Origin of the sequence: Mediterraneibacter massiliensis, assembly GCF_001487105.1 — a bacterium.
Taxonomy (GTDB): Bacteria; Bacillota; Clostridia; order Lachnospirales; family Lachnospiraceae; genus Mediterraneibacter; species Mediterraneibacter massiliensis.
In genome coordinates, this window is the sequence record NZ_LN913000.1 from 448,296 (window position 1) to 475,196 (window position 26,901).

A 26,901-nucleotide genomic window follows, 5' to 3' on the forward strand; every position below is an offset into this window, starting at 1 on the left:
GAAGGGAATGGACGATGAATGAAATGATGCTTGCAATAGTGGGTTTTGCAACGATCATTGTGATTATTGTTTTACTATTGAAAAATGTGACGGTACCTGCATTGGCATTTGTAGGGGTGTCCACCGTGACGACAGTAATCTTAGTAGCGACCGGAACATTTACGATACAGGAGATGGGAGGATTTATCAGTTCGGGAGTTGCCGGCGTACATTCGACAGCAACGCTGTTTATTTTTTCTGTACTTTTTTTCGGAATTATGACAGATGCGGGAATGTTTGATAAAATCATCAATGCGCTGATGAAAAGGGTAGGAAGTAGTGTGATCGGAGTTGCAATGATAACATGTATTATTGCAATGATCGGACATTTGGACGGCGGCGGTGCATCTACATTTTTGATTACGATTCCGGCAATGCTCCCAGTATACAAGAGACTGAAAATGCGGCCGACTACTCTTTTGCTGATCTGCGTAACTTCTATGGGGGTTATGAATCTGCTTCCATGGGGAGGCCCGACAATGCGTTCGGCTACGGTACTCCAAATAGAACCGAATAAGCTTTGGATGCAGCTGCTTCCAATGCAGGCAGTCGGAATTGTAATCGCGCTTGCTACAGCGTTTATATGGGGAAATATTGAGAAAAAAAGGATCAATGGAATGAGTGTGGCGACGCTGGCGGCAGAGACTGGAGAGTATGACAATGAGGAAACAGCGGGATCCGATGTGAATGAACTCGCAAGACCGAAATTGTTTGCCTTGAATTTGATTTTAACACTTACAGTAATCGGGTGTCTGATATTTGTAAAAGTGCCGTCGTATTATATTTTTATGATAGGTTGTGCAATTGCTCTGTTTGTGAATTATCCAGGCGCGAAAATACAAAACAAGATCATCAAATCTCATGCTGCGCCGGCTTTAATGATGGCATCTACTATTTTAGCGGCAGGTGTATTCTTGGGGGTACTTGAAGAAAGCGAGATCATGGTACATATGGCTAATGTATTGGCTGCAGGTATTCCACAATCAATGGGAAGATTTCTTCCGCTTATTATCGGAGTTCTATCTGTACCGTTAACGCTTATGTTTTGCACGGATTCTTACTTTTTTGGACTGCTTCCCGTATTAATCGGTATTGGAAATAAATTTGGCGTGGATCCGGTTCATACAGCGATCGCTATGGTTGTCTGCAGAAACTGTGCTACATTCATCAGTCCGGTCGTTCCAGCTACATTTCTAGGTATAGGACTTGCCGGAGTGGAGATCAAGGATCATATAAAAACATGTTTCTTATGGATATGGGGAGTCAGTATTGTATGCTTGATTTCAGGAATAGTACTTGGTGTACTTCATTTTTAAGGGGCCAGATATGTCCAGATCATATCTGGATCTATAAATAAAGCAAAAGTTTTGCCAGAAAATGGGGAGATGGAAATCTCCCTATTTTCTTTTTCGACATAAGTATGATATGATACCTTCATCAGTAGGAGAGGAAGTAAACTATGCAGTACACAATTTATGAGCTTATTTGGTTTTATTATATCTATTCTTTTATAGGATGGACAGCGGAAGTAGCATTGGCTGCCTATAAGAGACATACATTTGTCAATCGGGGGTTTATAAGTGGACCGCTTTGTCCCATCTATGGCGCCGGAGCGGTGGCAGTAGCGGTATTTCTCCCGGAACTTGAACATCAGCTTGTCTTTTTATTCTTAGGCGGTATGATCATTACAACATTTATTGAATATCTGACAGGCAGAGTAATGGAAAAAATGTTTCAGCGCAAATGGTGGGATTATTCGAATGAACGTTTTCAGTTGGACGGATATATCTGCCTGAAAAGTTCTGTGCTGTGGGGGCTCTGCTCTGTCGTTATGATCTGCTTTACCGATCCGCTGCTTCGTGAAGGCATAGCATGGATTCCACGCTGGATAGGAGAGATCCTTCTGTGGATACTGACAGGACTTTTGCTGGTAGACTATATAGGTTCCGGGCTGGCGGTTCTGGGGCTTAAGAAAAAGAACGGAAAGATTGAACAGATCACAAATGAATTAAAAAAGACTTCAAAAGTGATCGAAAATGCGATGACCCGGCAGCTTCAGAAACGTATGGTAAAAGCATTTCCCAATATAAGCCAGGAGGATGTTGCCTGTCGGGAAAAACATGTTCCGGCAGTATTTGCCGAAGGATGTGGATTTTATAAATTGATTTCTCTGTTTTTTATCGGCGCATTTCTGGGAGACATTGTAGAAACGATCTTTTGTCTTATTACGACAGGGCGGTTGATGAGCAGAAGCAGTGTCGTGTATGGCCCATTCAGCCTGGTGTGGGGGATTGCGTGCGCGCTTCTGACGTGGATACTGTACAGATACAGAGATAAAAGCGACCGATATATTTTTATTTTCGGTACCTTTCTGGGAGGGGCGTATGAATACATATGCAGCGTGTTTACAGAGGTGGTATTTGGAACAGTATTTTGGGATTATAGTAAAATCCCCTTTAATCTGGGCGGAAGGATCAATCTGTTGTATTGCTTTTTCTGGGGAATAGCGGCGGTCGTATGGATGAAAGGCATCTATCCGAAGCTGTCACAGTGGATAGAAAAACTTCCGATAAAGCTGGGAAAAGCGTTAAGTATCTGCATGATCGTATTTATGTCTGTGAATATCGTAATATCTGCTCTGGCACTGAATCGTTATACAGAGCGACAGACAGCAGACAGCGCAGAGACGGCGATCAGCGCTTTCTTTGACGAGCATTTTCCGGATGACAGGATGGAAAAGATTTATCCAAATATCATTTTGACAGAATAAACCGCACTTGGTTGTGCATGGTTTTTGTAATTTGATTTTGCGGCGGTTTTACCTTTTGCGCAGTTTTTGAAAAAAATACTTGCAATTTGATCTGATATATGATAACATACCACTTGTGTCAGAGATGACGCGGGTGTAGTTCAATGGTAGAACACCAGCCTTCCAAGCTGGATACGTGGGTTCGATTCCCATCACCCGCTTTTTTCATATCTAGAGGTAAAATATCCTGTGAGTCTGCAAAAGCAGACTCTTTATTCATATATAAAGATATGCTATACTATATGCGTATGGGACAAAGAAAGGTGATATATAGTTATGAAATTTAACATGATGGATAACGTGGTTACAAGAGCGCTTTCGCGTGTCTGTGATTTTGTGATCCTAAATGTCCTCTGGCTGGTCTGTTCTATCCCGATCGTGACGATCGGCGCTTCCACGGCAGCATTGTATTCTGTGATGCAGAAGATTATAAGAAATGAAGAAGGGTACATAGCGAGCGGCTTTTTTAAGGCGTTTAAAGAGAATTTTAAACAGAGCACGATCATGTGGCTTGTGATTGTGATCCTTGGCAGTATCCTTTCGGTGGATCTGAGCGTGGCGAGGATGCTGGAAGGTACAATGAAACTAGTGTTCCAGGTCATATTTGGCTTTTTTAGTTTTTGGCTGTTTGCTGTCTTCCTCTATATATTTCCATTGACAGCGCGGTATGAAAACAGCATAAAAGCGACGTTTAAGAATGCGATTATCTTGTCCATTGCCAAACTGCCATATACAATCTTGATGATGGTGATCACAGCAGGGCCGGTATTACTGTCTTTGCTTACAGTCAGAACACTTCTTGTATCGGTTCCGATCTGGATGGGGATTGGAGTTTCTATAGTAGCATGGTTAAATGCGTATATTTTAAAAAGAGTATTTAAAATATTTGAGACAGATCAGGAGAGGGAATAAAGGATGAATTTTTTAGAAGAACGAATCGTAAAAGACGGAGTAGTCAAAGAAGGAAATGTACTAAAGGTAGATAGTTTCTTGAACCATCAGATGGATATTGAGCTGCTGGAACAGATGGGAGAAGAATTTAAGCGCCGTTTTGAGGGAAAGACGATTAATAAAATCCTCACGATCGAGGCTTCGGGTATAGGTATCGCCTGTATCACAGCACAGTATTTCCATGCGCCGGTGGTATTTGCAAAGAAGTCACAGAGCATTAATCTGGACGGAGAGATGTATGTGGCAGAAGTAGAATCTTTCACGCATAAATGTAAAAACCACGTGATTGTCGCGCAGAAATTTTTAGGACCGGAGGATCATGTGCTGATCATCGATGACTTCCTCGCGAACGGCTGTGCTCTGCAGGGGCTTATACAGATCGTACAGGCGGCCGGGGCGACCGTGGAAGGGATTGGGATCGCGATCGAGAAGGGGTTCCAGTCCGGCGGAAGGATCATCAGAAACTTAGGTTTTCAGTTAGAATCCCTGGCAATCGTAGAGGGGATGGACGCGCAGACCGGGGAGATCCAGTTCAGACCCCAGAAGGCGAAAGAATGATGCAGAAACGACCAGCGCCGATTGAGGGGCTGGTTTTTGATATGGACGGACTGCTTGTGGATTCCGAGAAGATCGTACAGCGATCGTGGGCGTATGCGGGCGAAATATTAGGATATCCCGATTTTGGTTCTCATATCTACCATACGATCGGGATGAATCTGGCGGGGAGAACGAAATACTTTCAAGAGCATGTATCGAAAGACTTTCCGATGGAAAGATTTACGATCATGACAAGGGAAAAATTCCATGAAATCGTGGATAAGGAAGGATTAGACATTAAGCCTGGGGCAAGAGAATTACTCCTGTTTGCCAAAGAACATGGGATTAAGACCGGACTTGCCACATCTTCCCGCAGACAACATGCACAGGAAAATCTGACCCGTCTGGGTTTGCTCGCATATTTTGATGATATCGTCTGTGGAGATATGGTGTCAAAGAGCAAACCGGCGCCGGAGATTTATGAGAAGGCATGCTGCGCTATCGGTACCGATCCGAAACATACCATTGCGCTTGAAGATGCGCCCTCGGGAGTGCAGTCTGCGTGCGCCGCAGGCATGCCTGTGATCATGATTCCGGACATGGTAGAGCCATCTAAAGAGATCGAGAAACTTCTTTTATACCGTTTTGATACGTTGTTTGATGTCATAAAGATGTTGGAACATATTTTTTAGTGCAGGAGTTTCTGGCACGTAAGATTTTCGCCATATGACTCTTGCAGACAAACGAGGCTGCCTGATAAAGCGGTCTCTTTCTTTATTCTTAAGAAATTCTTTAAAATCTTATAGCGGCCTCCTTTAGAATTACAGAGTATCCTGTAAACAGTTAAAGGAGGCTTATCTTATGAATATCCAGACACTGACAAATTATTTTCTTGAATATGGAGCCTTTTTTATTTACCTGATCGTTTTGCTGGAATATCTGAACCTGCCGGGTTTTCCGGCAGGGGTGATCATGCCTCTTGCCGGGATATGGGCGGCAAAAGGGGACATCAGTTTTCCACTCGTGATGGTATTGACTGTACTGGCAGGGCTGACAGGGAGCTGGCTTTTGTATTTCCTTGGAAGACTGGGGGGACCAAAGGTGATGGGATGGTATTTTAAAAAGTTCCCGAAGCATAGAGCAGTGATCGAAGAGAAGATGGAGATGCTTAGAGAAAAGGGTGGAAAAGGCGTGTTTGTAAGCAAGTTGCTGCCCATGGTGAGGACGATCATCTCGATTCCGGCAGGGATGGTCCAGATGGAGTTCATGAAATATACGGTGAGTTCTCTGCTTGGCATTTTTATCTGGAATCTGGTATTCGTCGGAGCTGGCTACTTCTTTGGCGAGGCGGCAATCCAAGTTTTATCATAGAGGGGGAAAAGGACATGAAAATCGCAATGCTTACGAATAATTACAGACCCTTTGTAGGAGGCGTTCCGGTATCTGTAGAAAGGCAGGCGCAGGAACTGATAAAGCGGGGACATGAAGTGACCGTGTTTGCACCGGAATATGAAGGCTATACAGATGACAACGCAATACCAGAGCGGGTTGTCCGGTTTAGAACGATGAAGCGTACGATGGAAAACGGAATGGTATATCCAAGAGTCTTCATCCGTGAGATCACAGACGTATTCAGCCGGGAGCATTTTGATATGATCCATGTACATCATCCGATGTTTGTAGGTCCATGTGCCTTGTATCTGGGAAAGAAATACCGCATTCCCGTTGTGTATACATGGCATACGAGATATGAGGATTATCTGCATTATATCCCTTTCTTTCAGCTAAAAGAAAATAGCGGATGGGCAAAAAAGAGATTTGTTTCTTATCTGAAAGAACGTCTCGTCCCAGGATATATGCGCTGGTTTACGAATCAATGCGACATGGTGTTTGCTCCTTCCGAAGGGATGAAAGAGCAGATGCAGTCGAATGGTACATGGACACCGACGGCAGTACTTCCTACGGGACTGCATGAAGACTTTTTTAGGCAGGACAAAGAGCGTGCGCGTAAGATACGTGAAAAATATGCAGGAAAAAGGAAATATTTACTGTGTACCGTGTCACGTTTGGAGAAAGAGAAAAATACGGATTTTCTGTTGGAAGGAGTTGTAGAGATAAAAAAGAAACTTGGCGGCAGTTTTCGGGTGTTGTTTATAGGAGACGGAAGCCAGAAACAGGTAATGCAAAAGAAAGTGGAAAAACTCGGATTGCAGGAAGAAGTGCTCTTTACAGGAAATATCCCGAATGAAGAGATCAAAGACTATCTGGGAGCATCGGATCTATTTTTGTTTGCGTCTAGATCAGAGACGCAGGGGATTGTGCTGGCAGAAGCACTTGCGGCGGGAGTACCTGTAGTCGCAGTGCGGGCAGTCGGGGTCGACGATAGTATCCTGGACGGGCAGAATGGGTACCGGACAGCAGAAAATACAGAGAAGTGGGCGGAGAAAGCAGCGCTGGCTCTAAAGCCTGACATACACATGGCGTTAAAAAGAGGGGCCATCCTTATGGCAGAGAATTATCGGGCAGAACGGATCGCCCTGCGTGAAGAAAATCTGTATATGCAGTGCATTTTACGCAAACAAGAGGAGATACGGGCCAAAGAGAAATTAGAAGAAGGCTGGGCATATGGGGAAAGGAGAAGCAGGATATGAGAGTAAGACAGACGGGGCAGTGGATACTGCGTCATATATTTACCGGTTATCTGAGAATTTTGGAGAAGACTGTGAAGATCCAATGGCAGGAAAATACACAGTACGGAGAGAGCCAGATCTTTGGCTTCTGGCATGAAGACAGTTTTTTTATGAATTTGGTATTGGAAGAGCTGGCACATAAGACCAGTCCGGTGGATGTGATCGTAACAGCTGATACAAGGGGGAATTATATCGAGCATATGGTAGAAAGATGCGGCGGGAGCGCATTACGAGTGCCGGATGGGTTCAAAGCATTTCGTGAACTGAAGAAGATCTTACAGGCATCTTATGAAAAGACACATTCGCTGGCGATCGCTCTGGATGGACCGCTCGGTCCAAGGCATGAGCCGAAAAAGCTGGCATTTTATCTGTCGGAACAGGCGCAGGAAGAATTTGTAGGAATCACGGTATCTTATTCCTTATGTATCCGTCTGCACAAAAGATGGGATAAATACGTCATTCCTCTTCCTTTCACGACTGTACGAGTACAGGTACAGGACTATGGAATCGTAAAAAAGAAAGAAATTCCTGTGCTTCCCACAGAGGCGGATTTCCAAAACTGTGGTATAATAGCAGAGGCGCACGGCATACAGGAAGAATGTGTGCCTGCGCCGGTCAAGTGATAACGGCGATAGTAAGACAACAGTTTGAGGAGGAAAAGATGGAAACAAATCATATATTGATCGTAGAGGATGACAAAGAAATACGGGAAGGAATCCAGATATATTTAAAAAGCCAGGGATATGAAGTGTTTCAGGCGTCGGATGGAGTCGAAGGACTGGAAATCTTAGAAAAAGAAGAAATCCATCTGGCGATCGTGGATATTATGATGCCGCGGATGGATGGAATACACATGACGATGAAGCTCAGGGAGAAATATGATTTCCCGGTCATCATGCTCTCGGCGAAGTCAGAGGAAGTCGACAAGATCACAGGACTGAATCTGGGCGCAGACGATTATGTGACAAAACCATTTACACCGATGGAGCTGATGGCGCGGGTTAATTCCCAGCTGAGGCGTTACAGAAAATTTATGGAGAAACTGGCTCCTAAAGAGAACGTGCACGTTATAGGCGGCTTGGAGATCAATGAGGATACAGTAGAGGCTGCGGTGGATGGAAATCCGGTCAAGCTGACGCCGATCGAATATAAGATCTTGCTTTTACTGGCGAAGAATCCGGGCAGAGTGTTTTCGGCTGAAGAAATCTATGAGAGAGTATGGCAGGAAAAAGCGATCAACACGGATACGATCATGGTGCATGTGCGCAATATCCGGGAAAAAATAGAAATGGATCCGAAAAATCCAAAATATTTGAAGGTGGTGTGGGGTGTTGGATACAAAATCGAAAAACAAATCTAGGCAGGGTATCCTGATCTTATTTATCGTGGTCTGTCTGTGTGCCGCAGGCATGCTGTCCACATATAGGATGATAGGGGAGGATATGGAGTCAGTCTCTATCCAGCAAAATGCCTGGAACGACGTATATTATGGCATGGCGGATGATCTGTGTGAAGGAAATTATTTTCTCTATAATGAATATTCCCAGGAAACCGACAAGGCAGATATTCTTTCTGATTATATGGAAAGCAACTTTCTATTACTACGTAAATATATGGACTGCGGGTTGTTCGACCGGGCGGGAGAGTCGCTGCTTGAGAACTTGTCAGCAGATGTATCGGAGAATTTGCAGGAAGAAGATACAGGGTACGCGTTCCGTGCGGAATTTACCTTCCAGGAAGATGGGGACTTGTCTGATATCAGTGTGACCGGAACAAAGATAGACGAGGAAACACAGTACTATGCCCAGAAAAGTTACCTAAAGGAAATGGAAAATACAGAAATATCCTATTGGAGCGATATATCTACGCCGCAAGGGGTGACCGTTATCTATGGTATGACAGAAGAAAATCTGAATGCCTATGCGGATTCGGTCAGCACGACGAGATTTCCGTCGGCATACAATGTGATCGCCTACAGCAGGATGCTGACATTTGCCATGTTGTTTGCGGCATTTGCGGCAGCGGCGGCACTGCTTTTGCCTTTCCGACACAAATTCGATATAGGAAATGCGGCGATATTTACGGCTCCTTTGGAAGTAGTACTGTGCGTACTGTGGTTTTTGTATATAAGTCTTTATCCGGCGGCATCGGTCGTACTGGCAACGATCAACCAGGAACTGCCGCAGATTGTTCAGGGGCAGAACAGTCTGTTAAACGACCAGTTTGCCATATGTATTAACTTCCTCATGTGGTTTTTGATTTACCTGGCGGTATATTGGGTATTTACTTGTCTAAGGGCGATTTTTACGATGAAGAGAGAATATTTTATAAAACGGACGCTGACGGCGAAGGTGATAGGCTGGCTCAAAGACGGAGGTGGAAGCATAGGAAAGAAAATCGGAAGCGGGATCAAAAATATTTGGAAACGTATCCGTACATTTGCGGCAAAGCAGTACGATTCACTGCTGCATTTGAATTTTCAGGATAAGACAAACCGTACGATCTTCAAGATCATCGGGATTAATTTTATCGTCTTGGCGATCATATGCAGTATGTGGTTTTTCGGTTTGTTTGCGCTGTGTATCTATTCGGTTTTACTGTTTTTCTTCCTGAAGAAATATTTCCACGATCTGCAGGACAAATATAAAGTATTGTTACAGTCTACAAACCAACTTGCAAATGGAGATCTAGACACGCCGTTGGAGGGAGATCTGGGGATATTTGCCCCGATCCAGGAAGAACTCAAAAAGATCCAGAAGGGCTTTAAGAAGGCGGTGGAGAAGGAAGTAAAAAGCGAAAGGATGAAAACAGAACTGATCACCAATGTTTCACATGACCTAAAGACTCCGTTGACAGCGATCATCACATATACAGATCTGCTGAAAACAGAGCGGGATGAAGCCAAAAGAAAGGAATATATTGATGTATTAGAAAGAAAATCTCTTCGTCTGAAAGTCCTGATCGAAGATCTGTTTGAAATCAGCAAGGCGGCGAGTAAAAATGTGATCATGCATTATATGAAAGTAGACATTGTAGATCTGTTGAAACAGGTAGGTCTGGAAAACGATAATAAGATCAAAGAGGCAAATCTGGAATTTCGTTGGAAGCTTCCGGAGCATAAAGTGATACTGAACCTGGACAGTCAGAAAACCTACCGGGTATTTGAAAATCTGATCGTCAACATCACGAAATACGCAATGCCCCATACGAGAGCATACATTGAAATGGAAGAAAGTGATTCACAGGTGCGTATTTTTATGAAAAATGTTTCCGCGACAGAACTGAATTTCAATGTAGAAGAGATTACAGACAGATTTGTAAGGGGAGATTCTTCACGAAATACAGAAGGCTCCGGACTAGGGCTTGCGATCGCAAAGAGCTTCACACAGCTGCAGCACGGAGAGCTGAAGATCGAGACAGAGGCGGATCTTTTTAAGGCGGAGATTATATTCCCGAAAAATATAGAGATCACAGATACGGAAGAATCTGACACATCATCTGGTGGTGAGAACAGCGTTTCATAAAGATACTTGCCTTTTTATACAGGTCGTGGTATAGTTTCTTCAGAATCAATGAAAGAGGTGGAAGGATGATTAACTTTTCTTGCAGATAAGATCGGAATATACAATAAGGCTGCTTTTGCAGGATTATTGTGTCTGTTGCAAGAAAGTGATCAATCGTTCTCTCATGGCATAGTTTCCTTCATTTATTGAAGAATTGTTTTGCGTATAATGAGCTGTAAGAGTTACTTTCTTGCGGCTCTTTTTGTATTTCATAGGAAATTACTTAATTATGAAAGAAGAGAAGATTGCAGGGATCGCACTGCGGCGGAAAGGTATCGTGTTGCTGAAGCAGCCTGCCACAGGCGGAGAATGCTGCGATGTGGAACTTTTTCTGAATGAAGGACATTTTCTGCTTATAGACGAATCAACAAACCATTTAGATTCGGATGCCCGTAAAAAAGTATCCGCATATCTTAGAAAGAAAAAAGGATTTATTTTAGTATCCCATGACCGGCGGTTTTTAGATGGATGTGTGGATCATATTTTGTCCTTAAATAGAGCAGACATAAAAGTACAAAGTGGAAACTTTTCATCCTGGATGGAAAATTTTGCATGGCAGCAGAAGGCGGAGATTTCGCAAAATGAGCGGTTAAAGAAAGACATACGCAGGCTGCAGAAAGCGGCGAAGCGTTCCGCGGTATGGTCTGAACGGATAGAGGCTTCTAAGATCGGCGCGGCAGATAAAGGATATGTCGGACATAAAGCCGCAAAAATGATGAAAAGGTCTAAGACCATGGAAAAACGTCAGCAGCAGAGTATGGAGCAAAAAGCGGCATTGCTTAAAAATGCGGAAACCATAGATACATTAAAGCTCTATCCGATAGAGTATCATACAAATCTGCTTGCCGCATTTTCAGATGTAGCGGTGCTGTATGACGGACGGCAGATCTGCCGGTCTGTATCGTTCCAAGTGCGGGAGGGAGAGCGTATTTTTATTGAGGGAAAGAATGGAAGCGGAAAAAGCAGTCTGCTAAAATTGCTGTCTGGTCATCCGATCGAACATACAGGCACATTGACGATAGGATCCGGGCTTGTGATTTCTTATGTGCCCCAGGATACGTCGCACTTGATGGGGACATTGGCGGTATTTTCGGAAGAGAACGGTCTGGATGAGAGTCTGTTTAAGGCGGTTCTCAGAAAGATGGATTTTGAGCGTGTACAGTTTGAAAAAGATATGAAAGATTTTTCAGAAGGGCAGAAGAAAAAAGTCCTGCTGGCAAAAAGTCTTTGCGAGAAGGCACATTTATATGTGTGGGACGAACCGCTGAATTTTATTGACGTCTACTCTCACAGGCAGATCGAACAGCTGATAGAAAGTTTTTCTCCTACTATGCTTTTGGTAGAACACGATATTGCTTTTCGAGAAGCGACAGCGACAAAAACGATCAAATTATAGATATACATAGAGCAGGAAAGAACGTTTAGACACTACAAAGACAGTTGTGGTATAATCAGAAAAAGGATAAAGAAAAAGGAAAAGAGGGAATATGATTGAGTGAGGACAAGGAAAAGGAATACAGAACGCTGCGTCCCTGGCAGGGCTTTCTTGTGATCGTCATCGCGGCAGTGTATCTGTTTTTGATTGCGCCTAAGTTCATAGGGCGGTTTGGAAGAATAGGGAGTCTTTTAGGAGAGGCAGGTTTTTTGCTTTTGTCTGTGACTGCTGTCTGGATATGGAAAGGGGATTTTAAAGTAGTATTTCCGTTCAGGAAACCGTGTTTTACTACAATGGCAGGAGTCGGGATATTATGGATGGGAATGATGCTTTTGATCTCCGTTGCGACGATGCTCTTACAGTTGTTTTTTCCGGAGGTATATTTTGAAACAGGGATTGAGACAGCGCTCGGATATACGGGTATTCCGGTACTTTTGCTGACAGCGATCCTGGCGGTATCTCCGGCGATTTGTGAGGAAGCGCTGTTCCGGGGGGTGTTTGTCAACAGTTTGTTGCCATTGAAAAAGAAATGGCTGATCATTTTGATCAGCAGTGTTATATTCGGATTGTTTCACGGCAGTCCGGCGAAATTTGTTCCGACTGCGCTGGGCGGTGCCGCATTAGGGTTTGTTTTTTTGGAGACAGGAAATCTGTTTTATAGCTGTCTATACCATTTTATCAATAATATGTCTTCCGTGATCGTGCTTGCGGCCATGGGAGATATATACAAATATATGGCGCGGACAGGGGCTTTTTCTGAAATGCAGCAGATTCCGCTGACAAGTATAGGATTATCTGTGATGATGTCTGCGGCGGCTCCGGCATGTCTGTATATCGGCAACTATCTGCTGCACAGCCAGACGGAAGGATACCGAGAGACACTGTTTCCCAGAAGGAAACCAGGTATCGTGATCTCCCTGATCGCGGTTTCCGGTATTCTCTTTGTATCAGGAGTGTATCTTTTCCTATATGGAATGATAGAAATAGGACTGCCTGCTTTTTAAAGCGGACAGTCCTATTTCTATTGAAAAGAGACGTTTTAAAAAAGATATGCCTTTAATGTGTAAAAAATTCTATAGAGAGAATATACTTGTACTGCGTTTTAAGATCCCTTTCATGTGCGCGATGGCAGTGCCGTAATTGGTGATCGGAATACCCTGATCCTTTGCGCAGCGAAGGCGGTATTTCATTTCTCGGTCATTGAGCATGCAGCCTCCGCAGTGGATGACGAGCTGATAAGGGGACAGATCATCCGGGAATTGCGTTCCGCTTGTAAAGGCAAAACGGAGCTGTCTGCCTGTATGTTTTTGGATCCAGTTAGGCAGTTTGACAGTGCCTATATCATTACATTGCCGGTGGTGCGTGCACCCCTCAGAGATGAGAACCGTGTCATTTTCTTTTAATTCATCCAAAACAGCGGCGCCTTCAGTCAAAATTTTCAAATCCCCTTTATATCTGGCAAATAGGATAGAGAAAGAAGTAAGGGGGATATCGGGCGGAGTAACGGCGGCAGCTTGTTCAAATACCTGACTGTCGGTAATGACAAGAGCAGGCTGTCTGTCCAAGCGCCGCAGGGTATCTTCTAACTCTGTGTCCCTGACAGTAACGGCAACAGCGCCGGAATCTAAAATATCTCGGATCGTCTGCTGCTGCGGCAGAATCAGACGTCCTTTTGGCGCTGCGGAGTCAATGGGGACTACAAGAACGACAAAATCGCCGGGAGAGAGCAGATCGCCTACGATTTTTTTGTCGATATTTTCTGTCGCAGCACAGCGGGCGATCAGTTCTTTTAACTGGTGTATGTTCTTTCCGGTTGCGGCGCTGACGTGTATGACATTTTCTTCTGCCGCAGGGGAGAGAGGCGTCCTATCGCATTTATTGTAGGCAATGACATAGGGGATTTCTTTTTCCTGTATTTTGCGTAGAATCTCCCGATCTTTTTCTGTTAGTCCCACACCGGCGTCTACTACGAGAACGGCAATATCTGTCTTATTTAACATCTGGAAGGCTTTTTTGACACGGAGCGCCCCCAATGCTCCTTCATCATCCAGTCCCGGAGTATCGATCAGGACGACGGGGCCCAGAGGCAGAAGCTCCATAGCTTTTAAGACAGGATCGGTAGTGGTTCCTTGTATATCGGATACGATTGCCAGATCTTGTCCGGTGAGCGCATTGATGATGCTGGATTTTCCAGCGTTTCTCCTGCCGAAAATACCGATATGAAGGCGGTTAGCAGACGGTGTGGCATTTAAGTTGCTCATAGGATCCTCCTTTTTGCAGTATGTATTTGTGCTGCGTATATCTGCGTGAAAGACTTGTTGTGTCAGAAGCGGAAATCTCGGCGATTGTCCTGTTCGATCAGCCGCAGATTTTCCAGCACCACAGAGCGTGCTTTCTCATTGGGGACATTGAAGACTTCCTTTTCAATGAGCGCGTCGCCGATTGCCTTTGTTTTTGGAGAAGCGTAGTCCATGAGATATTCTTTCAGCGTCATCAGTGCGTTCGGGTGGCAGCAGTTCTGGATCTGTCCGCTTTTACACAGGGACATGAAACGATCTCCGGTTCTTCCTTCACGGTAGCACGCAGTGCAAAAGCTGGGAATATAGCCCATCTCCATCAGCCAACAGACGACTTCATCGAGTGTTCTTGTATCGACCACGTCAAACTGTTCTGACTTTTCTGTATCCGGTTCCGGCTCACAGTAGCCGCCTACACTGGTACGGGAGCCGCCGCTGATCTGAGAAATACCCAGGTGCAGCACCCGTTCTCTTGTTTTCTGGCTTTCTCTTGTGGAGATGATCATGCCTGTATAAGGAACGGCGATACGGATACAGGCAACTAATTTGGCAAAAGTATCGTCATCAATACCGTTTTTAAATGAGGAGGAGTCGATATCATCCGCGTCACGCAGGCGGGGAACACTGATCGTATGTGGTCCTACACCGAAAGCAGCCTCTAAATGTTCTGCATGCATCAGAAGTCCGGCGAATTCGTAGCGGTATTTATCCAGACCAAATAAAACGCCGATTCCGACATCGTCGATACCGCCTTCCATAGCTCGGTCCATTGCCTCGGTGTGATACGCGTAGTCATGCTTTGGACCTGTCGGATGTAATTTTAGATAGCTTTCTTTGTGATAGGTTTCCTGGAATAAGATGTATGTTCCGATCCCTGCTTCTTTTAATAAACGATAGTTATCTACAGTCGTCGCAGCAATATTGATATTGACCCGCCGGATCGCGCCGTTTTTGTGCTTAATGCTGTAGATGGTATTGATAGAGTCCAGATAATAATCCATTGTATTGCGTATCGGGTCCTCTCCGGCTTCCAGGGCAAGACGTTTATGGCCCATATCCTGCAGTGCGATGACTTCTCGGCGTATCTCTTCCTGTGTCAGCTGCTTTCTGGCGATATGCTTATTTTTTGCGTGATAAGGACAGTAGGTACAGCCGTTGATACAGTAATTAGACAGATAGAGCGGAGCGAACATAACGATGCGGTTTCCATAGAAATCTTTCTTGATCTGTTCTGCCAGACGAAAGATTTCTTCATTTTTTTCTTTTAAGTCACAGGCAAGCAGTACAGAAGCTTCTCTGTGGGAGAGTCCTTTTCGTTTCTTCGCCTTTTCGATCAGAGTGTCGATCAAAGCGGCATTATGTTTGTTTTCGTCGGCATAGGCAAGTGTTTCTAAGATTTCCTCGTGATTGATAAAGTCTTCGGCATGTTTTGAATGTACATCATACATAGTTGCATCCTCCTTCATTTTTATTAAGCAATGGTTTTAAATATTTAAAGAATCTCCGCGGGCAACGACGGTGCGGCAACCGATGCTGTTCATGCGGCGTTCCAGGCATTGTCTGCATTCTGCCGCTTCATCCCCGGTACAGATCTTATTATCGTAGAGCAGATAATCTTTGCGCACATCCTGCGGGGAAAGATTGGGCATTACCACGTTTGCTCCGGCGAGGATCCCCTGTTCTCGTCCGTCCGGCGCTATGGTGCCAAGTGCTGTTGTAGCAGGCAGCAAGACTTTGGGAAGCATGACCCGGATGAGTGCGAGCATAAAGAGCGTTAAGGAAAGCGTACCCGCCTGTTCTCTGGCAAAAGGCGTCTCCTGGTGCGGAATGAAAGGTCCTATCCCTACCATATGTGGATCCAGCCTTTTTAAAAAGAGCATGTCATCTGCCAGATTTTCGGGTGTTTGGAAAGGAGAACCTACCATAAAACCTGTTCCCACCTGGTAGCCGATCTCTTTTAGATCCCACAGGCACTTTTGGCGGTTCGCAGCGCTTAAAGCGGCAGGGTGCAGCCTGGCATAGTGGGAAGCGTCAAAGGTTTCGTGGCGCAGCAGATAACGGGAGGCACCGGCGTCAAATAAACGCTGATAGCTTTCAAGGGAGCGTTCTCCAATGGATAGAGTAATGGCACAATCGGGATAGGAGCTATGGATCGTACTTACGATATCTTCCATTACTTCGTCGGTATAATAGCCATCCTCTCCGCCTTGGAGCACAAAAGTACGAAAACCAAGCGCATAACCTGTGCGGCAGCAGGAAAGGATTTCTTCTTTTTTGAGCCGGTAGCGTCGAGCGTTTTTATTACTTCTGCGAATGCCGCAGTAGAGACAGTCGTTTTTACAATAATTGGTAAACTCGATCAGCCCGCGTATATAGATGTCGTGTCCGTAATATTTTTCACGAAATTTTCGTGCCAGTAAAAACAGATATTCGCTGTTTTCTTTCGTTCTGCCCCGAATAAGCTGTACCCATTCGTCTTTGGAGAGAGTATGGGCACGGGCAAGCTTGTCGATCAAAATTTTCATATTGTCCATAGTAACTCCTGCTGTTTGTTATTTTGGTTTTGCATAGATTGTCTTTGTGCTGATTCCGGGAAGCATGCCCAGCTTTCCGGACAGGGCGCTGATGACGTCGCTGGGAGCGTCAAGCGTGATACTAATGATAGAAATTCCCTTTTCCCGGTAAGGAATTCCCATTCTGCCGATAATGTAGGCAGAGTATTGACTCAATAGATGATTTAGATCGTCTATGGCTTCATTGGAATTGACTACAATACCGATCAAAGCAATCCTGGTATCCATGGAAAACCTCCTCTCATAGATGGAATCAGAGAAAAAAATACCTGTGCCCAGAAAGCACAGGTATGACAAAAACAGGGGACTCCCCTGTCAGCTTTTCCTATATGTGCCTTCTTACTTAGGAAATCCCTTTGTAATCAGAACAAAAGTATGAGTATAGTATAGCATAGGGAAGAAAAATATACAATCATAGAGTTGTTTTGCATAGATATATTCTATGTATTCAAAAAGAGAGGCGACATGGTGTTAAAAAATATAAGACAGAGCTGACGCAGCGGAGATTTTTCTGCGGCACCGATTCTTTTTCCTATTGTAACTTACGCAGTTGTATGGTATTATTAGACTAAAGTACAAACAATAGTCTAAAATGAAAAATCAACAGATGAGAAAGGAAAAAAGAAATGAGCTTGATCACAGATATACAGAAGTATTCCATCCATGATGGGGATGGGATCCGTACGACTGTATTTTTTAAAGGCTGTGCTCTGCGCTGTCAATGGTGTCACAATCCGGAGACGCAAAATACCGGACGGGAGCTGCTCTGCCACACGGAATCTTGTGTTGGATGCGGAGCATGCGTAGAAATCTGCCCTGCGCATGCCGTGTGCATACAGGAAGGCAAGGCATGGACAGACAGAGAGATCTGTACAGCGTGTGGAAGATGTACGGAAGTTTGTAATCTGAATCTGCGGGAGATTGCGGGAAAAGAATATACAGTGGATGACCTTGTAAAAGAGCTGAAAAAGGACGAAATGTTTTACGAAGAGTCTGGCGGCGGGGTGACACTGTCCGGCGGCGAGGTGATGCTTGCGGACATGGATTTTGTGGAGGCAGTGGCAAAGAGGCTGAAAGCCGCCGGGATCCATGTGGCGATAGATACGTGCGGCTATGCGCCTCGCGCAAATTTTGAAAGACTTCTGCCCTTTGTGGATTTATTTCTTTATGATATAAAGACCATGGATACAGCCGTACATAAGAAGTACATGGGGTTTGGAAATGAACAGATACTGGAAAATCTGGAATATCTCAATCATGCGGGCGCAGATATATATATACGGATACCGACGATCAAAGGAGTTAATGCGGATGAAAAGAGTATGAGGGCGATCCTTTCCTATCTGAAAGAAAAACAGATCCGGGTCTTGCAGATCAATCTGCTTGCGTATCACAATACGGGAAGCGCAAAATATGCAAGGCTGGGCAGAGCGTATGAGGGAGACGCACTTTGTGCCCCATCGGGGGAAGAAATGCAGACATTTGCAGATTTATTTCAGGAAGCAGGATATAAAGTAAAAATAGGTGGATAAAAGGAGATGGGTAAGATGGAAGAAAGAGGAATGAATGAAAGAATCAAAAAATTGAGAAAAGTCAGCCTGGATACAGAGGCACATATTGACCTGGAACGGGCAAAAAGCGAGACAAGGACATATCAAAAATATGAAGGGGAAATATCGGTGCCAGAACTGCGGGCGCAGGTGCTCAAAGAGTATTTTGCGACAAAGACACTCTATATCGGAGAGGGAGAGCTGATCGTGGGAGAGAAAGGGGATTCTCCCCAGGCTGCGCCTACTTTTCCCGAATTGTGCTGTCATACTGTAGATGATATGCGTGTGATGAATGACCGGGAACTGATCAGTTTTAAAGTGAGAGAAGAAGATTATCAAGTACAGGAAGAAGTGATGATTCCCTACTGGGAAAAACGTTCGATCCGTCATAAAATACTGCGGCAGATGACGCCGGAATGGAAGGCGGCATATGAAAGCGGTATTTTTACAGAATTTATGGAGCAGCGGGGACCGGGACATACAGTGGGTTCTGTGAAAATCTATGAGAAGGGGTTTTTAGATTATAAAAAAGAGATCGAGGAAGCGATCGATAGACTGGACTTTTTAAATGACAAAGAGGCATATGATAAAAAAAATGAACTAGAAGGAATGAAGATCGCGTGTGACGCGATCATGGTTCTGGGAGAACGATATGCGGCATATGCAAGGGAATTGGCGCAGACAGAAAGAGACGAGACAAGAAAGGCAGAACTGCTTCAGATCGCTGCCAACTGTGATGTCGTTCCGGCACACAGACCGCAGACGTACTGGCAGGCGATCCAGATGTACTGGTTTGTACACTTAAGCGTGACAAGCGAATTAAATCCATGGGATGCGTACAGTCCGGGACGCTTTGACCAGCACTTAAATCCATTTTACCAAAGAGATATAGAGGCAGGGATCTTAGACGAGAAACGTGCCCTAGAGTTATTAGAGTGCCTGTGGGTAAAATTCAACAATCAGCCGGCTCCTCCAAAAGTGGGCATCACGCTGAAAGAGAGCGGGACGTATACAGATTTTGCCAATATGAATACAGGCGGCATCACGCCGGATGGGGAAAATGGTGTTAACGACGTCAGTTACCTGATCTTAGACTGCATGGATGAAATGAAACTGCTGCAGCCAAGTTCAAATGTGCAGATCAGTAAAAAGACGCCGCAGAAATTCTTAAAACGCGCCTGCGAAATTTCTAGAAAAGGCTGGGGACAGCCTGCCTTTTATAATACCGAGGCGATCATACAGGAACTGCTCAATGCTGGAAAATCGCTGGAAGACGCAAGACGAGGCGGAACAAGCGGATGTGTGGAGACGGGGGCTTTCGGAAATGAAGCATATATCCTGACAGGCTATTTTAATCTGCCTAAGATCTTTGAATTGACACTGCATAACGGATATGATAAAGTGGCAGGAAAACAGTTAGGACCCAAAACAGGCGATGTGACAGAATTTACGACATATGAGGAAGTATTTGAGGCATATAAAAAACAGATTGCCTATTTCCTGGATATTAAGATCAAGGGAAGTAATGTGATTGAAAAGATTTATGCAGAGCATATGCCTGTTCCGTTTTTATCTGTGATCACCAATGATTGTATCAGCAAAGGAAAAGATTACAATAGCGGAGGCGCCAGATATAATACAAAATATATACAGGGCGTGGGGATCGGAACCATCACGGACTGTCTGGCAGCAGTCAAATATAATGTATTTGATGAAAAGAAATTTACAATGGCAGAGCTGTTAGAAGCGTTGGAAGATAATTTTGAAGGACATGAGAGGATTTTAAACCTGGTAAGGAATAAAACGCCGAAGTATGGCAATGACGACGATTATGCTGACGACATTATGAAGGCGGTATTTGCGTACTACCGGGAACAGGTGACTGGCAGACCGAATATGCTGGGAGGGACATATCGTATCAATATGCTGCCGACTACCTGTCATGTATATTTTGGGGAAGTTATGATGGCGAGCGCCAATGGCCGCCTGGCACATAAGCCTGTTTCAGAAGGGATTTCCCCGGAAAAAGGAGCGGACATAAACGGACCGACGGCAGTCGTAAAATCGTGCTCTAAGATGGATCATCTCCAGACGGGAGGCACGCTTTTGAACCAGAAGTTTACACCGAGTGTGGTGGCGGGCGAGGAAGGCCTTGATCAGATGGCGAACCTAGTCCGTACGTATTTCAATATGGACGGACATCATATCCAGTTTAATGTGATCGATAAGGAGACGCTGATAGAGGCACAGAAGCATCCGGACGACTATAAAGATTTAATCGTCAGAGTTGCAGGATACAGCGATCATTTCCGGAATCTAAGCAAGGCTTTGCAGGATGAGATTATTGAGCGGACGGAACAGAGCTTTCACTAAATGATAGAAGAACTTCCGGCAGGGTAGTGACTTTTTTTGAAATTCGTAATAGAATGATAAGAAAAGGACGGTGGGACCATGTCGGAAGTAAGACAGCATATTGTATTCCACGGCAGAGTACAGGGAGTGGGCTTTCGCTATACTGCGAAATATCTTGCCCAGTCTTTGGAGCTGACCGGCTGGGTGAAAAATGAATGGGACGGCACTGTGACAATGGAGATCCAGGGCCGGGAAGCTTTGATACATAAATTATTAAAAGGTTTAAATAACGGACATTTTATTTCGATTGAATGGATGGATACTATAGAACTTCCGTTGGAGGAAGAAAGGGGTTTCTACGTAAAATAAAGGCTGAAGGAGGAAAAAATAAGATGAAACTGGGCTTTATCGGAACAGGAAATATGGCAGGTGCTATTATGGGAGGCATTATCAAAAAAGGGATTTTTAAACCGGAAGAGATAATGGGCTCAGATATAAGCGAACAAGGAAGAAAACGTGTGCAGGATATGTATGGCATCTGCGTGACGGGAGATAACCGGGAGGTAGCTTCAAAAGCAGAAGTACTGCTTCTCTCTGTAAAACCGCAGTTTTATGCAGAGACGATAGCGGAAATAAAAGATGTTGTTGCAAAAGAGCAGATCGTGATCACGATCGCACCGGGGAAGACGCTGGACTGGCTGCGGGAGCAGTTTGGAAAAGAGGTAAAGATCGTTCGTACAATGCCAAATACGCCTGCCATGGTGGGCGAAGGAATGACGGCTGCCTGCCCGAATGAATTTGTGACAGAGGAAGAAAAAGCGTATGTGCAGAAGATATTAGAGGCTTTTGGAAAGGTAGAGATCATTCCGGAAAGACTCATGGATGCGGTCGTTTCTACGAGCGGAAGTTCTCCTGCCTATGTATTTATGCTGATCGAGGCAATGGCAGACGCGGCTGTTGCGGATGGAATGCCAAGACCACAGGCGTATAAATTCGCGGCGCAGGCAGTGTATGGCAGTGCAAAGATGGTGTTGGAGACGGGAAAACACCCGGGAGAATTGAAAGATATGGTCTGCTCGCCGGCAGGTACTACGATAGAGGCCGTGAGGGTATTGGAAGAAAAGGGCTTCAGAAGTGCTGTAATAGAAGCGATGAAGACATGCGCGGAAGTTTCAAGGAAGATGTAACATGGATAAGGAAGAGAAAAAGAAAAGCGTAAAGACTAGGATCGTATCTGCGGCATGGCAGTTGTTCTATGAGAAAGGGTATGATCAGACGACAGTGGACGATATCATCGCACTGTCGGGAACTTCCAAGGGGTCTTTTTATTACTATTTCAGTACAAAAGATGAACTGCTTGGCACATTGTCCAATGTCTTAGATGATTTCTATGAGGAATTGGCTGCCAGGATGGAACCGTCTATGAACAGTTTTGATAAGCTGTTATATCTAAATGAAAAAGCACATGAGATGATTGAGAAAAAGATCCCGCTTGATCTTTTGACTTCTCTGTATTCTACGCAGCTTACGTTTAAAGGCAACCGTCATCTTCTGGATAAAAACAGAGTATACTATCAGCTTATCACAGAGATTGCGGAGGAAGGGCAAAAGCGGGGAGAGATACGCACGGACAAGCCGGTCAGTGAGATCGTGAGATATTATTCTTTGTGTGAGAGGGCGTTGATAACAGATTGGTGTTTAAATCAGGGAAGTTATTCTCTGCATGCTTACACGAAGGAATATATGCCTGTTATGTTGGCGTATTTCAGACAAAAATCGGAGGAAGCATAATGGTGATACAAGGACTACAGAAGTTGACGCTTTTAGACTATCCCGGAAAGGTGGCCTGCACGCTCTTTACGGCAGGCTGTAATTTCCGCTGTCCGTTTTGCCACAATGCTTCGTTAGTGACACATGTAGACAGAAAAAATGATATACCTGAAGAGGAGGTACTTGCCTTTTTAAAAAAGCGGCGGGGACTTCTGGACGGGGTATGTATAACAGGAGGAGAGCCGCTGCTCCAGCCGGATATAGAAGTATTTATAAGAAAGATACGGGATCTTGGCTATCTGATCAAGTTGGATACAAACGGAAGCAACATATTGTTGCTTAAGCGTCTGGCAGAAGAAGGATTACTGGATTATGTAGCAATGGATATTAAAAATGCGCCTGATAAATATGGAGTGACTATCGGAATCGAGGAATATGATCTGGAAAATATACTGCAAAGTGTAGAGTTTCTCCTCTCGGGTTCCATACCGTATGAATTTCGCACCACTGTTGTAAGAGAATTTCATAAACGAGAAGATTTTGCGGCGATTGGAAGATGGATAAGAGGAGCGGAAAAATATTATCTGCAAAGCTTTCAAGATTCCGGGGATCTGATCGCTCCGGGACTGCGGGGATATACGAAAGAAATTATGGAACAGGCGCTTGAGATCGTCAGAAAAAATGTACCGAACGCAGAATTGCGAGGGGTTGAATAAACACCAATATCTAGTGTATTGTTTTGGCAACAAAAACTAGATATTGGTGTTTTTGATTGACATGATTTTAGAAGGATGATACAATAGATACAGTGTCTGACGAAATACAATATGTAAATATTATTAAAAAGAAAGGGGACGGAATAAAAATATGTATCAGGTAACAAAAAGGGATGGGAAGATTGCCGAATTTAATCTGGTAAAAATCAGCGAAGCGATACGGAAGGCTTTTGAGGCGCAGGAGAAACAATATAACCAGGATATCATAGATTTGCTTGCACTGAAAGTAACGGCAGACTTTGAGCCCAAGATCAAAGATGAGCTGGTGTCTGTGGAGGATATCCAGGACAGTGTGGAATCTGTGCTGATCAAAGCGGGTTACGCAGATGTGGCAAAAGGCTATATTTTGTATAGAAAGCAGAGAGAAAAGATCCGAAACCTAAATTCTACCCTTTTGGATTATAAAGAAATTGTGGACAGTTATGTGAAAATCACGGATTGGCGTGTAAAAGAAAATTCTACTGTGACCTATTCCGTAGGCGGACTTATTTTGAGTAATTCCGGCGCGATCACGGCAAATTACTGGCTTTCCGAGATTTATGATGAGGAGATTGGAAAAGCGCATAAAAATGCAGATATACATATCCATGACCTTTCTATGCTGACAGGATACTGTGCAGGCTGGTCTTTAAAGCAGCTGATACAAGAAGGGCTTGGGGGGATTCCGGGAAGGATCACTTCTGCGCCGGCAAAGCACTTGAGTGTTCTGTGCAACCAGATGGTGAATTTCTTAGGAATCATGCAAAATGAGTGGGCAGGAGCACAGGCGTTTTCCTCTTTTGATACGTATCTTGCCCCCTTTGTGAAGGCAGATCATCTGACCTATCCGGAAGTGAAAAAATGTATTGAATCGTTTATTTATGGTGTGAATATTCCGTCACGCTGGGGAACACAGGCTCCATTTTCCAATATTACGCTGGACTGGACAGTACCGGAGGACTTAAAAAATATCCCGGCTATCGTAGGCGGAAAAGATCAGGACTTTACATATGGGGAATGTAAAGCGGAGATGGATATGATCAATAAGGCCTTTATCGAGACAATGATCGAAGGCGACGCTGAAGGAAGAGGGTTTCAGTATCCGATCCCTACGTATTCGATCACAAGTGACTTTGACTGGTCTGATACAGAGAATAATCGGCTGTTGTTTGAAATGACAGCAAAATATGGGACACCGTATTTTTCCAATTATATCAACAGTGATATGAAACCAAGCGATGTGCGCAGTATGTGCTGTCGTCTGCGTCTGGATCTACGTGAGTTACGTAAAAAATCCGGCGGCTTCTTTGGCAGCGGTGAGAGCACGGGATCAGTCGGGGTCGTGACGATCAATATGCCGCGTATCGCATATTTATCGGAAAATGAGGAAGAATTTTATAAGAGACTGGACCGTATGATGGATATTTCCGCAAGGTCTCTGCACATCAAACGGACGGTTATATCCAAACTTTTAGATGAAGGATTATATCCTTATACAAAGAGGTATCTGGGTTCTTTTGACAACCATTTTTCTACGATCGGTCTGATCGGGATGAACGAGGCAGGCTTAAATGCAAAATGGATACGTAAGGATATGACCCATGAGGAGACACAGGAATTTACAAAGAATGTGCTCAATCATATGCGTGAACGTCTGTCTGATTATCAGGAAATGTATGGAGATCTATATAATCTGGAAGCGACTCCGGCAGAGTCTACGACCTACAGACTGGCAAAACATGATGTGGCGCAGTTTAAAGATATTATTACGGCAGCGGAGTGTAATGGAACACCTTATTATACGAACAGCTCTCATCTTCCGGTAGGCTACACAGAAGATGTATTTGCGGCTTTGGATATTCAGGATGAATTGCAGACTTTATACACGTCCGGTACGGTATTTCATACGTTTCTGGGAGAGAAGCTTCCGGATTGGAAGGCAGCGGCAGCGCTGGTAAGAAAGATCGCACAAAATTACAAATTGCCGTATTACACGATGTCACCTACGTATTCGATCTGTCAGAATCACGGATATCTATCGGGAGAACAGTATAAATGTCCGATCTGTGGAAAAGAAACAGAAGTGTACAGCCGTATTACAGGATACTATCGTCCGGTAAAGAACTGGAATGATGGAAAGACACAGGAATTTAAAGAGCGTAAGGTATATGATATTACAAATTCTCACATGAAGATAAAAACAAAAGCAGCGGCAGAATACGAAAGAAGCATACAGACGGCAGGAGAGAAGGCAGCAGATATAGAGGAAGGCGAGAAAGAGACAAAGACGTTTCTTTTTACCACCAAGACTTGTCCAAACTGCAAAATAGCGGTAAATTCTTTGAAAAAAGCACAGATCCCTTATGAGATCGTGGATGCAGAGGAGAATATGGAACTGGCGCAGAAATACGGAGTTATGCAGGCGCCGACATTGGTGATCGTACAGGAGCAGGAGATAAAGAAACTGGCGAATGCCTCTAATATCAAAGCATATGCAGAAAAAGAACAGAAAGAAAAATAAAGGAGGCAGCAGAGTATGTATGACATTGGAATCATAGGCGGCGGTACAGCCGGGATGACAGCGGCAATCTATGGACAGCGTGCTGGGAAGCGGACAGTTATTATAGAAGGGACAAATTTCGGTGGACAGATCACTTCTTCTACAAACGTGGAGAATTATCCGGGAATAGCCAGTGTAAGCGGCAGTGAGTTTTCCATGAATTTGTTAGATCAGGCGATGAAGTTGGGGGCAGAGACAGTAGTAGATCAAGTAAGTACAGTGACAAAAGAAGAAGGGATGTTTGTCCTGGAGACTTCCGAAAAGGCGTATCCATGCCGTTCGGTGATTCTTGCGACAGGAGTCACTCATCGTCATCTTGGGATAGAGAAAGAGGAAAAACTGGTGGGCGCAGGAGTCTCCTACTGTGCAACCTGCGACGGAGCATTCTTTAGGGACAGAGATGTGGCAGTGATAGGAGGCGGAAATACTGCTCTTCAGGACGCAGAGTTTTTGTCTAATTACTGCCGGAAAGTATATTTGGTACACAGAAGAGATGAATTTCGCGGTGAAAAGAGTCTGGTGAAACGTCTAGAAGAAAAGGAAAACGTAGAGTTTGTTTTAAGCGCTACAGTAAAAGACATTTTGGGAGAATCTATGGTGGAAGGTCTTATCCTGCATAATAAAAAGACAGAGGAAGATTTTCAGATAGAAGTGTCCGGCGTGTTTGTCGCGATCGGGCATATTCCGCAGAATGACAGATTTAAAGAGTTAGTGGAGTTAGATGAAGGGGGCTTTATTGAGGCGAAAGAGGATTGTCTGACTTCCTGTCCGGGTGTATTCGCGGCAGGGGACTGCCGGACAAAAGAAGTGCGGCAGCTTACGACTGCGGCAGCGGACGGTGCTGTAGCGGGACTGGCGGCATGCAAATATTTGGCGGGAGAGTAAGAACTGGAAAATCGGATTTTTTAAAACAGAAATATATAAGGTTCTTCTATGAGGAGTCATAGAAGAACCTTTTTTGTATAAAAAACGAAAAATTTGCAAAAAGGTTGACAGTTTTTAGACAATACTATATGTTAG

At 44.4% G+C, this 26,901-nt stretch carries 24 protein-coding genes and 1 tRNA gene; 21 read left to right on the forward strand and 4 right to left on the reverse strand.

Annotation, left to right across the window (positions count from 1 at the left end):
* Positions 1–14: 14 nt before the first annotated feature.
* The 13 genes from BN3282_RS02900 to BN3282_RS02960 all read left to right on the forward strand — a co-directional run bounded on the left by BN3282_RS02900 (position 15) and on the right by BN3282_RS02960 (position 13,028).
* Positions 15–1,355, forward strand: a complete 1,341-nt coding sequence (locus BN3282_RS02900; RefSeq protein ID WP_059066618.1) for a CitMHS family transporter — start codon at positions 15–17, stop codon at positions 1,353–1,355.
* Between the two features lie 143 nt (positions 1,356–1,498).
* Positions 1,499–2,809, forward strand: a complete 1,311-nt coding sequence (locus BN3282_RS02905) for a putative ABC transporter permease (RefSeq protein ID WP_059066619.1) — start codon at positions 1,499–1,501, stop codon at positions 2,807–2,809.
* Between the two features lie 129 nt (positions 2,810–2,938).
* Positions 2,939–3,009 (forward strand) — tRNA-Gly (locus BN3282_RS02910).
* A 115-nt stretch (positions 3,010–3,124) separates the two neighbouring features.
* Positions 3,125–3,760 carry a YesL family protein gene (locus BN3282_RS02915; RefSeq protein ID WP_059066620.1) on the forward strand — a complete coding sequence of 212 codons (636 nt, stop codon included), beginning with the start codon at positions 3,125–3,127 and terminating at the stop codon, positions 3,758–3,760.
* 3 nt (positions 3,761–3,763) lie between these two features.
* Positions 3,764–4,357: a xanthine phosphoribosyltransferase gene (locus tag BN3282_RS02920; RefSeq protein ID WP_059066621.1), complete on the forward strand. Its 594-nt coding sequence runs from the start codon at positions 3,764–3,766 to the stop codon at positions 4,355–4,357.
* Positions 4,354–5,028, forward strand: a complete 675-nt coding sequence (locus BN3282_RS02925; protein WP_059066622.1) for an HAD family hydrolase — start codon at positions 4,354–4,356, stop codon at positions 5,026–5,028. The genes BN3282_RS02920 and BN3282_RS02925 overlap by 4 nt, the downstream gene beginning before the upstream one ends.
* 169 nt (positions 5,029–5,197) lie before the next feature.
* The gene (locus BN3282_RS02930; protein WP_059066623.1) at positions 5,198–5,707 is read left to right on the forward strand and encodes a DedA family protein; all 510 of its coding nucleotides are present in this window, start codon (positions 5,198–5,200) and stop codon (positions 5,705–5,707) included.
* Between the two features lie 14 nt (positions 5,708–5,721).
* Entirely contained in the window at positions 5,722–6,987 is a 1,266-nt protein-coding gene (locus BN3282_RS02935; protein ID WP_059066624.1) for a glycosyltransferase, read from the forward strand.
* A complete protein-coding gene (locus tag BN3282_RS02940) occupies positions 6,984–7,649 on the forward strand; it encodes a lysophospholipid acyltransferase family protein (RefSeq protein WP_082667442.1) in 666 nt (221 codons plus the stop codon). Before BN3282_RS02935 ends, BN3282_RS02940 begins: the two co-directional genes overlap by 4 nt.
* Positions 7,650–7,687: 38 nt before the next feature.
* Positions 7,688–8,386 carry a response regulator transcription factor gene (locus tag BN3282_RS02945; RefSeq protein WP_059066625.1) on the forward strand — a complete coding sequence of 233 codons (699 nt, stop codon included), beginning with the start codon at positions 7,688–7,690 and terminating at the stop codon, positions 8,384–8,386.
* Entirely contained in the window at positions 8,358–10,550 is a 2,193-nt protein-coding gene (locus BN3282_RS02950; RefSeq protein ID WP_059066626.1) for a sensor histidine kinase, read from the forward strand. The genes BN3282_RS02945 and BN3282_RS02950 overlap by 29 nt, the downstream gene beginning before the upstream one ends.
* Positions 10,551–10,818: 268 nt before the next feature.
* Positions 10,819–11,985, forward strand: coding sequence for an ATP-binding cassette domain-containing protein (locus tag BN3282_RS02955; RefSeq protein ID WP_082667443.1), 1,167 nt, complete (start codon positions 10,819–10,821; stop codon positions 11,983–11,985).
* Positions 11,986–12,080: 95 nt separating this feature from the next.
* A complete protein-coding gene (locus tag BN3282_RS02960) occupies positions 12,081–13,028 on the forward strand; it encodes a type II CAAX endopeptidase family protein (protein ID WP_059066627.1) in 948 nt (315 codons plus the stop codon).
* Positions 13,029–13,097: 69 nt separating this feature from the next.
* Here BN3282_RS02960 and hydF read toward each other — a convergent pair whose 3' ends face one another.
* The 4 genes from hydF to BN3282_RS02980 all read right to left on the reverse strand — a co-directional run bounded on the left by hydF (position 13,098) and on the right by BN3282_RS02980 (position 17,122).
* Positions 13,098–14,285 (reverse strand): [FeFe] hydrogenase H-cluster maturation GTPase HydF, encoded by a 1,188-nt coding sequence (gene hydF / locus BN3282_RS02965; protein ID WP_059066628.1) that lies wholly within the window; start codon positions 14,283–14,285, stop codon positions 13,098–13,100.
* A gap of 62 nt (positions 14,286–14,347) precedes the next feature.
* The gene (gene hydG / locus BN3282_RS02970) at positions 14,348–15,769 is read right to left on the reverse strand and encodes a [FeFe] hydrogenase H-cluster radical SAM maturase HydG (RefSeq protein WP_059066629.1); all 1,422 of its coding nucleotides are present in this window, start codon (positions 15,767–15,769) and stop codon (positions 14,348–14,350) included.
* Positions 15,770–15,805: 36 nt separating this feature from the next.
* On the reverse strand, positions 15,806–16,855 hold the full coding sequence (gene hydE / locus BN3282_RS02975; protein ID WP_059066630.1) for a [FeFe] hydrogenase H-cluster radical SAM maturase HydE: 1,050 nt from the start codon (positions 16,853–16,855) through the stop codon (positions 15,806–15,808).
* An 18-nt stretch (positions 16,856–16,873) separates the two neighbouring features.
* Positions 16,874–17,122 carry a TM1266 family iron-only hydrogenase system putative regulator gene (locus tag BN3282_RS02980; protein ID WP_059066631.1) on the reverse strand — a complete coding sequence of 83 codons (249 nt, stop codon included), beginning with the start codon at positions 17,120–17,122 and terminating at the stop codon, positions 16,874–16,876.
* 398 nt (positions 17,123–17,520) lie between these two features.
* Here BN3282_RS02980 and BN3282_RS02985 point away from each other — a divergent pair, with 398 nt between their 5' ends.
* The 8 genes from BN3282_RS02985 (at position 17,521) to trxB (ending at position 26,766) form a co-directional block, all read left to right on the forward strand.
* A complete protein-coding gene (locus BN3282_RS02985) occupies positions 17,521–18,426 on the forward strand; it encodes a trans-4-hydroxy-L-proline dehydratase activase (RefSeq protein WP_059066632.1) in 906 nt (301 codons plus the stop codon).
* 15 nt (positions 18,427–18,441) lie between these two features.
* Positions 18,442–20,817, forward strand: a complete 2,376-nt coding sequence (gene hypD, locus BN3282_RS02990; RefSeq protein WP_059066633.1) for a trans-4-hydroxy-L-proline dehydratase — start codon at positions 18,442–18,444, stop codon at positions 20,815–20,817.
* A 78-nt stretch (positions 20,818–20,895) separates the two neighbouring features.
* Positions 20,896–21,165: an acylphosphatase gene (locus BN3282_RS02995; RefSeq protein WP_059066634.1), complete on the forward strand. Its 270-nt coding sequence runs from the start codon at positions 20,896–20,898 to the stop codon at positions 21,163–21,165.
* A 23-nt stretch (positions 21,166–21,188) separates the two neighbouring features.
* Positions 21,189–21,983: a pyrroline-5-carboxylate reductase gene (gene proC, locus BN3282_RS03000; protein WP_059066635.1), complete on the forward strand. Its 795-nt coding sequence runs from the start codon at positions 21,189–21,191 to the stop codon at positions 21,981–21,983.
* A gap of 1 nt (position 21,984) precedes the next feature.
* The gene (locus BN3282_RS03005; RefSeq protein ID WP_059066636.1) at positions 21,985–22,587 is read left to right on the forward strand and encodes a TetR/AcrR family transcriptional regulator; all 603 of its coding nucleotides are present in this window, start codon (positions 21,985–21,987) and stop codon (positions 22,585–22,587) included.
* Positions 22,587–23,282, forward strand: coding sequence for an anaerobic ribonucleoside-triphosphate reductase activating protein (locus BN3282_RS03010; RefSeq protein ID WP_059066637.1), 696 nt, complete (start codon positions 22,587–22,589; stop codon positions 23,280–23,282). Before BN3282_RS03005 ends, BN3282_RS03010 begins: the two co-directional genes overlap by 1 nt.
* Before the next feature lie 151 nt (positions 23,283–23,433).
* A complete protein-coding gene (locus tag BN3282_RS03015) occupies positions 23,434–25,842 on the forward strand; it encodes a ribonucleoside triphosphate reductase (RefSeq protein WP_059066638.1) in 2,409 nt (802 codons plus the stop codon).
* A gap of 15 nt (positions 25,843–25,857) precedes the next feature.
* Positions 25,858–26,766 carry a thioredoxin-disulfide reductase gene (trxB, locus tag BN3282_RS03020; RefSeq protein WP_059066639.1) on the forward strand — a complete coding sequence of 303 codons (909 nt, stop codon included), beginning with the start codon at positions 25,858–25,860 and terminating at the stop codon, positions 26,764–26,766.
* Positions 26,767–26,901: the final 135 nt, after the last annotated feature.